The sequence below is a fragment of the Acidiplasma aeolicum genome (assembly GCF_001402945.1).
GTDB classification, from domain to species: domain Archaea; phylum Thermoplasmatota; class Thermoplasmata; order Thermoplasmatales; family Thermoplasmataceae; genus Acidiplasma; species Acidiplasma aeolicum.
Genome location: NZ_LKBG01000236.1, coordinates 1 through 11744 on the forward strand (window position 1 = coordinate 1; position 11744 = coordinate 11744).

8 protein-coding genes and 1 tRNA gene are annotated in these 11744 nt (G+C 32.6%); 3 read left to right on the forward strand and 6 right to left on the reverse strand.

Annotation, left to right across the window (positions count from 1 at the left end; genetic code table 11):
- Positions 1 to 361: 361 nt before the first annotated feature.
- Positions 362 to 1225: a tyrosine-type recombinase/integrase gene (locus AOG54_RS09550; protein WP_082180456.1), complete on the forward strand. Its 864-nt coding sequence runs from the start codon at positions 362 to 364 to the stop codon at positions 1223 to 1225.
- On the opposite strand, the gene AOG54_RS06085 is transcribed toward AOG54_RS09550, so the two are convergent.
- Positions 1197 to 1268, reverse strand: a tRNA-Cys gene (locus AOG54_RS06085). The genes AOG54_RS09550 and AOG54_RS06085 overlap by 29 nt on opposite strands.
- A 111-nt stretch (positions 1269 to 1379) precedes the next feature.
- Here AOG54_RS06085 and AOG54_RS06090 point away from each other — a divergent pair.
- Positions 1380 to 2024 (forward strand): hypothetical protein, encoded by a 645-nt coding sequence (locus AOG54_RS06090; RefSeq protein WP_054964291.1) that lies wholly within the window; start codon positions 1380 to 1382, stop codon positions 2022 to 2024.
- Between the two features lie 5 nt (positions 2025 to 2029).
- Here the strand turns inward: AOG54_RS06090 and AOG54_RS06095 are convergent, their stop codons facing one another.
- From AOG54_RS06095 to AOG54_RS06105, 3 genes are read right to left on the reverse strand one after another with little or no spacing between them, the layout of a single operon-like run.
- Positions 2030 to 2845, reverse strand: coding sequence for a hypothetical protein (locus AOG54_RS06095; protein WP_054964289.1), 816 nt, complete (start codon positions 2843 to 2845; stop codon positions 2030 to 2032).
- Positions 2845 to 7122 (reverse strand): STT3 domain-containing protein, encoded by a 4278-nt coding sequence (locus AOG54_RS06100; RefSeq protein WP_054964288.1) that lies wholly within the window; start codon positions 7120 to 7122, stop codon positions 2845 to 2847. Before AOG54_RS06100 ends, AOG54_RS06095 begins: the two co-directional genes overlap by 1 nt.
- A 49-nt stretch (positions 7123 to 7171) precedes the next feature.
- Positions 7172 to 8479 carry an amino acid permease gene (locus AOG54_RS06105; protein WP_054964290.1) on the reverse strand — a complete coding sequence of 436 codons (1308 nt, stop codon included), beginning with the start codon at positions 8477 to 8479 and terminating at the stop codon, positions 7172 to 7174.
- Positions 8480 to 8546: 67 nt separating this feature from the next.
- Here AOG54_RS06105 and AOG54_RS06110 point away from each other — a divergent pair, with 67 nt between their 5' ends.
- Positions 8547 to 9548: a hypothetical protein gene (locus AOG54_RS06110; protein WP_054964287.1), complete on the forward strand. Its 1002-nt coding sequence runs from the start codon at positions 8547 to 8549 to the stop codon at positions 9546 to 9548.
- Here AOG54_RS06110 and pheT read toward each other — a convergent pair whose 3' ends face one another.
- Together pheT and AOG54_RS06120 are read right to left on the reverse strand one after the other, a co-directional pair.
- Positions 9549 to 11159 carry a phenylalanine--tRNA ligase subunit beta gene (gene pheT / locus AOG54_RS06115; RefSeq protein ID WP_054964286.1) on the reverse strand — a complete coding sequence of 537 codons (1611 nt, stop codon included), beginning with the start codon at positions 11157 to 11159 and terminating at the stop codon, positions 9549 to 9551.
- 26 nt (positions 11160 to 11185) lie between these two features.
- Positions 11186 to 11476, reverse strand: a complete 291-nt coding sequence (locus AOG54_RS06120; protein WP_055032538.1) for a ribbon-helix-helix domain-containing protein — start codon at positions 11474 to 11476, stop codon at positions 11186 to 11188.
- Positions 11477 to 11744 lie beyond the last annotated feature (268 nt).

Below are 11744 nucleotides of genomic sequence, written 5' to 3' on the forward strand. Positions count from 1 at the left end.
GGTTCTTTTAAATTAAATATTCAGTTTACTATAAAATTTAAAAATTCATTTTCTAAAAATTTTTTATCCCTTAAATATAAATTTGAATAAAGATAGGGATAATATAAAAATATTGCTGGTTATACAAATCAAAAAAATTCGTAAAATAAAGCTTTCACTTGAAATAATAATTATAATATAAGCTTAATAGATTCTTTTAGTTTTATTTAATGATCATTATACAACAGCAATATTTCAGGCAAAAGTCCAGGATATAGGCAGAATAGTGATTCCGGTTATAATAAGAAGAAGATTCGGAATAGAAAAGGGCGACATTATAGTTCTGGAGATAATCAAATTAAGGGATTATTAGGTGTTATAAATGGATTACAGGGATTTTAAAAATTATTTAATAGATGAATTAAGGCTCTCGCCATCAACGGTAAATGATACATTAAGGAGGATGCCATATATAGAAAATAAATCCAAATCCATGGATAGGGAGGACCTTCAGGAACTTGTTAGGAATATATGGAATACAAGGAGCAATAAAACTGCAAATGAGTATATTAAAATAATAAACAGGTGGTTATTATACAAAAATGAAAAACCGTTGAAATATTTTAAGGAATATGAGACATACACTGTTAAGACATGCACAGAGGAGGAAAAGAACAAATTATTAATGGAGGCATCCAGGGAAGGTTCCAGGGAGAGGGCCATATTCTACCTTTTATTTGGAACCGGAATAAGGCTCGGGGAGGCTGTAAACCTAAAATTAAAGGATGTAAAAAATGACAGGATATTTGTGACGGGAAAGGGACAAAAAGAAAGGGAGATATATTTACCTAGCGAGGTTAAAAATGCAATAGACGATTATTTAATTGAAAGGGTTCCGGGGAAAACATCATCCGACAAGGATTATTTATTCACAACCAAAATCGGTAAAAAAATGTCATATAATTATTTCAGGAAGATATGCAAGAGGGTCTCAATGAATTCCGGAGTAAAGTTCCATCCGCACATGGCAAGGCACACATATGCAACTGAATTGTTAAAAAAGGGATTATCTGTTTTCTACGTTGCCAGATTGCTTGGCCACGAGGATTTATCATCGACCCAGATCTACCTCCATGCATCGCAGGAGGATGCAATTTACGAAGTTTCTAAAATAAAATTATTTGAAAATGGCCAAAAGCAAAATGATTTGGACGGTAAGGATAGGTTGGGATTTGAACCCAAGTAAATGGGATCTGCAGTCCCACGCATGACCTCTCTGCCACCTATCCAGTATTACCCTATTGCGTTTTTATATTTATTTTTTTTATTTGTTAGCGAAAGAAAAATAGTGATAAATTTAATATAAAAATTTATAAATAATGATATTATTATTAAAGCAGATGAGCAGGGTAGGAATTTATACTCATGATTTTAGATTTTACCATGACATTATAAGAGATTTAAAAAAATGGCATATACCCTTTTTTAGTATAACTGATTTATACAACATCCCAAAGGATATAAAGGTTATACTTAGTTCCAGCAGGGATACATTTAAACTCCCGAATCAGATAAAGGCCGATTCATCCATTGAAGCCATTAGGATGAGCCTTGCGACCCTTTTATTTAAGGATAAGTTTGAAAATGTTATCATAGGAATAGATCCAGGCCCCAGACCAGGTATAGCGGTGATGGCCGATAATGTTCTAATGGAGGCTTACGAGTGCCCGAATATTCAGATAATAAAAACAGAGGTTTTGAATATATCCAAAAGTTATATATATAAGTATATAACAATAAAAATTGGAAATGGCGATAGACCAAACCGTGATATGATAATAAAGGAATTAAAGAACATAGCACCGTTGATGATAGTTAATGAGGAAAATACAAGCACACCACATAAGATCCATGACAATGCCCTTTCTGCGGCCAGAATATCATTAATCGAGGATAAATATGATGTTACGAGGGTCCCAGAAAAATTCTCAAGGAAAAATGTTTATGAAAAGGAATTTATTACATTAAAATCATTAATTTCGTAATACCTTTATTTTGTGTTTTTCGTGGATTTTGATGTTTTTTTGCCGGCACGTTTCCATTTTGGAACCTTAACTGTATTCCTTCTGCCGGATATAACTATTAGAAATATTGCAAATGCAACTGTTACTGCAGCTATGTAGTATATCCAGTCATAGTTTGGTGGGTGGCCATTATAGAAATATACGCCCTTTGGAACACCTATATTGGGATTATTTGTGCTTATGGTAAGTAAATCCCTGCCTGGTGGCAATTCCGCTCTTGGCACAATAACAGATGCAGTGTAATTAGACTTTGCATTAATTTTACCTATCATGGATGTTTTAACAGTTATGCCATTTACCAGAAAATTAACGGTTATATTATATGCAGGTGCGGAAGCAGTATTTGTAAGCGTTGCATTTAGATGCACGGGCTGGCTAACGTTAATTGAAAAGTTTGTATATGCACTTTCCTTAGAATTACCATTAAATGCTGTGGCCTCAACATAAACATATATGTTTTCAGTTGTATTTGGCGCCACTATTGGTATTACAAAGTCAGGATTTGATGAGTTTTTATAATAGTCTGACGGTACAGTATTATCGCTATTATTTTGCACGCCAAAAAATGCATTAACTGAATAATTTGTAAAACCTGATGTTTCGTTTATATATATGTTAAAATTCTGGCTTTGGTAAACATATGTTGGGTAACTAATATTTTTAAATGATAGGGATGATGGGCTTTGTGATTTCTGGTTATTATTATTTCCATATGGGGCAACTAACAGTCCGGAGACAATCAAAATAATAACTATTGCAATGGCCAAAATTTTGAATTTCATTATTTCTTCCCCCTTCTAGATCTTACTGTTGATCCAATTAGACCTATAAGCATGGCCCCAAGTATAATCCCAATTCCAATATACAATGTGTCAACAGGGTTTTTTGTATAGTTATTTAAAACACCATGGCCAGATGAACCAACACCGCTGGCCGTAATGTTCTGGACTTCAGGCGATACGGTTGCATTATGCATTATTTTATCATCATAATAACTGTTTATATCTATTTTATCGTATGTTTGTATTTTAATTCCCGATGCGGGTTTTAAATACACATATAATGTCATATTTGTTTTTTCTGGTATGTTTATAGTTGTATAATTTTTGCCGTTTGCAAATGTTGCCATTATTTTATCTGTTTTATTAAGCACATTACTGTTTGAAATATTTACATTTACAGTTATATTTGTATTTCCTGTATTGTTGAGATAAAATGGAACAACGTAATATGATCCATTTATCATGGCATAATCAGTTCCATTTACAGGGTATAATGTATAATTATAAATCTTTTTAATGTCTGTATAGGTAATGTTGAATTCTGATGTGCCATTTAATATTATTGTATTATTATAAGGGTTTATATAATAGCCTGATGAATATGCTGATATACGGTATATACCTGACGGTAATGTTATATTTACTTCATTATTGGAGGTTAAATTATAATACCTGCCATTGGACCCTTCCAGTGTGACGTTAACATTGTTTAAGCTACTCAGATTTCCAATTAGATTAATATTTGCAGTGTAATTACCCTTAACCATATTATTTATTTCAGGAACCATGTTTAAGATTTTGGAATTATCCCATGATGTGGTATTATAATAACTGGTGTTATTGGCATATATTCCATTCTCTTTTTCACTTGCCTTAACTGTATAATTACCTGGCATTAAGCCTATACTCAACTCTCCATTTTTATCCGTATAATTGGTATAAATTTTATTTCCAGTTTTATTATAAACATCTATGGTAAAATTGGAAAGACCATAACCACCAGAATTTACAAAAACAGTGAGATTGTCCATATTCACAGTAAAATCCTTTGTAATGTTTTTGGCCACTTGGGGTGTAAACGATGTAAAGTTCGTATATGTAATTTTTGTGGAATTATTAGTTACGCTTACATTGTATGTATAATTCCTTAAATCTGTAACATTGTATTTCCCATTTGATATGTATACCTTTTGTGAGTATTTATGTGCTGAATTATTGAAATAAAGTACGCCACTTGTTATTTTCTGTGTTCCTGTTACATTTTTAACAGATACACTTCCACTTATATCATTATGCGTTATATTAAAACTGCCCAGATTTATTGTATATGGGTCTTCAGCCTCCTGCATTGTAACATTTACAGTTTTTTCCGCAATTATGTTTGAACCCTCAAGTGTATAATTGTTTATTGACCCTGTACTGAAGACCAGGGTATCATTTCCCGGCAGGCCAACAAGATTATATGTCCCTGAACTGTTTGTTGTAACAACCTCATGTGGTATTCCATACTGATCCAGAAGTGTTACATGTATCCCGGAGGCTGACCCGGAGTATCCAAGAATATTACCTGTTATATTTGCCCCGGGGAAGTACTCTATTATTGGGTCCTCCACATTATAAACATCGCTAATAGGTGGAAGCAGGTAAACGGTACCCTTATGTTCCTGCTTGTACTGGTATGCCTCCTGTATTGGTATGAACTGAAGGTCCTTTGTTGAATTTTTATACGGGCTCCATAATGAGGCATAATAAACAAGTTCAAAATGACTCATATTAAATGCAGGTTTAGCACTGGCACCCGTACCATAATTTATACCTGGTATGCCATTTACCTCACCCACATCTGATGGTGAGTATCCTATAAAGGCACGGTATATTGTGGAATTGTAAAATGCAGGTGCGTATGAAATATCGTATGTTATTACTGATGCACCCTGTGGCAGTTTATTAAGTGGATATGTACCGCTGCTTGTAACTGCAAATATATTATAGTAATTTGTTGGCACTATTTCTCCAAGGGCATCATATGTTGGGGTGTCTGTAAGATACGCAGGCGCATAGAATATGCCGGGATCAGAACCACTAAATGGGAATAAACCGTGGTCTATCTGTATATATGATATTTTGGATCCGGTATCCAATTCAAGTGTCGCATATGCATTAACAAGTTTATTTAATGAATATTTGCTTGCCAGCTCACCCATAATCAATGCATGATAAGCGTTGTCAGGATTTGTAACATTTACCTGATGCCCTCCATATGCAGGCTCTGAAAGTAGCTTGGTATAATTTGATGGTATTTTATTATCTATCCTTACAGTTTTATAAATGTATGTTATATTATTGGCCTCAGATGTGCCAAAATATGATTTTAATGTTGAATAAACAGTACTATTAAAATGCCCGCTGGTAAATGCACCTGGAGTTTCCAGATCGCGTGCTATAAATAATGCCACTATATCACTCTGATTCTGTGCTAAAAGGACCTGCCCTGCAGAAACATATCCCTGCTGAAAATCATCTGCCACAGCAGGATGTTTTCCCTGAAGGGCCTCCTGGAAACCATAATCCCACCATGATAAATATGCTGGCCTCTCATTTGCCGGTAAATTGGAATCCTGTGAAGCCAACCAGTTGAATGATTCTGATAATGGAGACGTTGAATTAACAACGTCAAAACCATAGTTACCAAAATAATCTGTTGAATTTGGTCTCAGAAATGACGGGATGGATGAATTTATATTACTATTATACTGTGACGCTGTATTGTCAGGCACCGCTGCTGAAACTGCGCCCATTCCAGAAGGTATTATTAAAACAAGTATAACTATAACCACAAATGAGGCCTGCAACCATGTTATATTTGTTTTTATCCTCTTTCTCATTGAATTGTGTCTGGCCTTTGCCTGGTTTTCCCCTGCCTTTAAAAGGCCCTCAAAATAAATTAATGCCCCACCACCAAGAATGGCATATGCCGGTGCTGCTGTTATGTTAAATCTTGCAGCCTCAAAACTCATGAAAATTGAGAATATAGAAAATATTATAATTGAAAGCATCGCATCGCTTTTAGTTTTAATAAACTTATATAAAATGTATGGTATGCCTGCTATGCCAAGGAGAAATACACCTGGTCCAAAGCCTGCTATGTAGAATCCAAGCGGAGGTGCTGCAGCCTCGGCAATTGTTGAGTACAGCCTTGATTTGACAAAATAACCATCACCGGTAATTAATTCCTTTAGAATAACAGGATTAACCTTGGCTAAAATAAGAAGGCCAAGGGCACTTGCAATAATAATTGATGGTATTGTGATTATCCATGGTTTTCTACCAATAATATTAATTACAAAACCAAAACCTATTATAAGTATGCCCATAATAAGTGGCGGATAAAACCATGGCATAAGCATGTGGGTCATATCATAGTAATAATATCCAAACGGGAATGAAAAGGCTATGAAAAATATTGTTAAGTATGTTAGATACCCTGTTGGTCTTTTGGTAAATAAATTAAATATTAACTGTAATGCAACATAAATAAGTATTATAACTTCTATATATGGAAAACCCTGCCAGAAGTTGATCAATGCACCAAGAGATACAGCAGCCAGCAATGAATAAACTGTTGCCAGCTGATTTTCCATAAAATATTTTTTAATGGATGGGATATATGATTTAAAATCTGTCAGTCTATTTATAATATTATATTTTCCAGCAGTTTTCACAGCCATCTCAAAAAAGTAAATTGCAAGGAATGCAAATATGAGTTCTGGTGTATGTGCCCTGTCATCAGTAAGTATGCCGGCTGTAAGATTGCTTGGCATTATTGTGTACAGGAATGCAGCTATTAATCCGGCCTTTTTCCCAAATATTTCCTTGGTGATTAAATATACCGGAATTATTAATAAGGCTGCATAGAAGGCATCGGATTCTGAAAATGCAAAATATGCGGCCTTACTGAGACCCACAAATGGAGAGAATATATATGATGCAAATACAACGCTCCACATATAAAATGGAGGCCTGTAATTGTATGTACCTACCGGATAGTTTATAATTTTTGTATAAATCAATTGCTTATGGTAGGTTAATATATAATTAATAACATAATAATTAAAGTACGGGTCGCTACCACCTGATGTGTTTAAGAATGGGTAATCAAAGGCAACCGGATAGGCAAAATAATTTGCCATAAAAAGGTAGATGGCAAGCAGTATAGCTAGAACTGGAAACTCGGGATGCTCTATAATCTTCTGTTTAATTTTATTTTTAATAGCCATAATCAGTATCCTCCAATCAAATCTTTATATAAAAATTTACTTATACACTTTATACCTTAAGATGTTCAAACTTTATTTTCTTGTAAATTGTATTTTTCATACGCTTAATATATATTATTGAAATTACAGAAATTAATAGATAAACCAAAACAGCATAATTTATTACAATGAAAAAACCCGTGTTGCTTATAAAGCTTATTATGAATGCAATTGTTAGCAATATTGAAGAAATCATTGGAATTATCATATTTTTTCTTCTGGCCTTATAAAGCGATATGTTTGATATTATATGAATAATTATATAAAAAAAGCTTATAACTCCTGCTATTATTACAAATGAGGTAAATGGCCCGGCAATGTATGTTGTTGATATTGATATTACTGATGTTATAATAAACATAATAAATAATAATTTTTTTTCACCCATATATTTATTAAAGCCAAAATCCGACTGAAATCTAGGGAACATGTGGACAAATGCATTAAGATAGGAAACGCTTAAATTGAAACCGCTTAAAATACCAAAAAATGAGAATATCATTAAAAAAATAGGTCCATATCTTTCTTTAATAAACGATACAATATAAAAGGAATTTATAGAATATTCCAAAATACCATGATTGCCAATGGCATATAAAAGAGAAAATGCGGATATTGTCATAATAATCCCTGAAATTGTAAATGAGATAAAAAGTGATTTTGGTGTGTTTCTCCTCGCATTGTTTGTTTTTTCAGATAAAAATATGCTTGAACCACCACCTGAAAATGCCAGAATTCCGAAAATTATTCCAAAGAAAAACTGGTTTAAATGGAAATTAATTTTATAATCGCCTATACTGTTTCTTCCTGTTAATATAAATATGATGCTTAAAAGTATTATAAATGATATTTCCAGAATGCCGGCAATAAATGTATATTTTATCGATTTTTTTATACCGCTTCCAACAGTTATGTAAACCAGTAATATAAATATTAAAATTAATATATAAATAAAATGATTGTTATTGAAATTATATATTGACAGTATATTTGAGGCAAAACCAGATATAAAGTTTGCTATGTTGGGAACCGTCAAAACAGAGTAACCAAAATAAATCAGGAAAATAAAAATTCCCCAATCCTTGCCAAGTATATGACCTACATAGGAATAATAACCTCCGTTGGTTATAAATAACCCGGATAATGAATATACCGTATATAATGTAAAATATGATAAAAGGAATGAGAATAATATAACAAATGGAAGCAGGGTTCCTGAATACACTGCAATAACAGAAAATAATGCTATAAAATCCAGCATGGGCCCTATTGATGTGAATGATTGCATTACAGCCTCTGGCAAATTAATATCTCCCATGGCACCATATTGATTTTTTATACATAAAGTTTCAATAAATTTAAATTTAAAAAAATAATTTTTATTAATGGATAAAGGTCTCAAAAAAATCATAATATCCGAACTTAAAAAAAGAAAATACAACGGTATGGCGCAGTATGAGATGGAAACCCTTTTTAATTTTTCAAAATCACATATCTCCGAAACACTGTCAGAGATGATTTCAAAAAATATAATCATCAAAAAAAATTGTGGAAAACTGATTAAAAAAATCTGGTTAAAGGCATATTATCCCGGGCATATAGAGAATTATATAAGAATTGGTATTTTAAAATCCTCAGAGTATGTAAAATTCCTCTCTGCGGCTTTTTCAGTTGCTGATTCCCTTAACTTAAATATACAGGTTATCTCCTTTAACAACACTGTCGATATGATGAATGCTATGGAGAATAATGCGCTTGAAATATCGCTATCTCCAGCAGTTTCCCAGATAATATATGCCATAACAAAGGATAATTATTTTATAATAGGCCCTGTTGCATCAGGTGGTTCATGCATATTCTCAAATGATAAATTTGATTCTGACCAGATAAAAACCTCTGACATATCTTCTATGATGCTATTATCCAGAAATTTCATGATGTTGAATAAATATAATAATATATCATTTTATAAAAATCCTAAAACTGGGATGTTAGATTTTTTAAAATTTAAATTCAGGTATATTGCTATATGGGAACCATTTGCCAGTTTTATAGAATGTAAAGGCAGAAAAAGGGAAAAAGATTACCATGATCTGCTGGACGACAGGCCATGCTGCCTTATTTCAGCAGGCAAAGAATTTTATTCCAAGAATAATCAAATTTTAGAATCCATAATGAATGCCTATAAATCCAATGAAAATATAGATGGGCGTGCAGTTAAAATTATAAGCAGGGAAACATCAATAGATTATGATAATGTAATAAAATCCATTCATAGATATAATTACAGCATAAAATTTGACATAGACCAGTTAAAGGATTATGCAAACAGCATGGGAATTTTATTGTCTGAAGAAAAAATAAAAAAAATTTTCAAAATGATGTGATCACAAACTAAGCATTTTTCCAATATCTATTTCAAAAAATGATACTGGTACACTCAAACCAAATCTTGTAATTATATCCGGATTTAATTCCCCAATAAGTCCAACATATTCATTGTTTATAAAGACCTGCCCCCCGCGTCCCGGTATTATTTCTCCTGTGCTGTACTGTTTTACTGTTAATTTATAATTATTTACACGTTTGTTTAAATAATTTATAACCTGAAAAATATCAGAATATGATGCCGTGGTGTTAACATAAACAGTGCATAAATGCGTGTGCTGAAAGATATTATCAATAACCTCACCTATTTCAAAAATCTTAAATGGCAGCTTTCTCCTCTTATTAATTACCAAAAAATCCATCATCCCAGGAAGCAGCCTATCCCTTACTACAGAAAAATCCAGGCTTTTTGGGTTCTGGACATAGACACCGCCATGGTATCCAAAGGATTCATAGAACGATTTTGAATTAATGACAAATGTTTTTATTTCCTGATAATTAATGGATGTCATTATTTCCCTGATGAGATCAAGATTTTCGTTTTCAGCATATGGATTTCCAATACCACATGTTTTTAGTTTTGTTTCCTTAATGTTATCATATCCATATGACTTTGCAATATCCTCAACAATATCGGCAGGCCCCATCACATCAATTCTGTTGCCTGGAACATTTATTTTATAACCATCTGCTGAGATTTCACAGCGATAGCCCATTTTCCTCAGCAGTATTATTGGGTCTTCTGGTATAAAACCCATTACATTTTTGATGTCCTCACTTTTTATTTTTATTTCCCTGAAATCAAAATTATGAAGCTCCTGCATTTTTTTAGTTCCCATGCCTGAATCACAGCTATAAATGCGGTAACCAAGGTATGACATTTCATAGGCTAAAAGGAAGAATGCATTTCTAACAGCATTATAATCGGTTCCTGTTATATCAAAAAAGAACCTTTCAGTATCCTCTGTTATTTTTGATTTTATGCCGTTAATTATAGGTGGCATTGACATTACATCATTTTCAGAATCCAATATTAAAGGAACCTTTGATTTATCCGGAAGCAGGCCTGAGAATTCTGTTCCCTTTTCATGATTTTTTATTATTTCATCTGCCGTACCGGTAAAACCATCGTATGTTGTAAACTTAATTTTATTAGAATCAATAATAGTATATTTAAAATTGGGCTTTATTTTATTAAGATCATGTATGCCTATGGCCACCTTTTTCCTTGATTTGCCTATGGTCTCATGAAGCCTCTCCTGATATTCTATAATATGGCTGACATTTTTACCAATTTTACCACCCGAGGCCACAAAGGCAAGAACATATGGCCTAACCTTTAATACATTATTGTCTGGTATTAATTTTATGTCGGATTGGCCAAGTATCCCCTTTATCCTAAAATTATTATCATAATAAATTTTCATATTTTCCTTAAGTGCAAAAAAGGAGAATAGATCAGGGCGGTCTGGATTAAATTCTATTCTGATCTCATTACCATCTTCCTCTATAGAATAGCCAATAATATTTGCATAATCAAAAAGCTTATTTTTATAAGTCTCCCCAAGAATGCTTAAAAGTTCATTTTCTGATTCCCTTATTACAACCATACTGCTTTGGAATACTAATATTTTATTTAATTTTTGGTTTTACTTTTTGCATATTCCCTTAAAATAAATCTTATTAAATCCTCAACTGAAACTGCATTTCCACTTTTAACCTCTTCCTCTAAAATTGAATAGATTTTTCCAGGTAATTTTACATCCACATCACTTACAGGATTTTCTTCATTCTTTTTTATGAAGTCATTTATAGCCTCCCGAATGGCATCTGAAATTGTGTCATATTTACCACGGTTAACTATATCCTGAAGTTTTTTTACCAGATCTTCGGAAACCCTAATTGTGATTCTGTAAGGAACAGCCATTGTGTAGATTAAATTAAGCCATAATATAAAGTTTTCCTAATTCCATGAATGGATTCTTAAAATGTTAATTTAATTTTCACAATAATTTTTTAATAATTAAAAATTAAAAAATATAATTAATAGCGTGTCCAAACCTTCATAATTTGTTCGACAATTGTCATATTTATTAATTTGAAAATTATTAGTGGGATATGGCAGCGAACCACATCCCATTAATTATGCAAAGGTTGGATAAAATAGTTGCGGAGGATAGAATCAGAAAGTACTC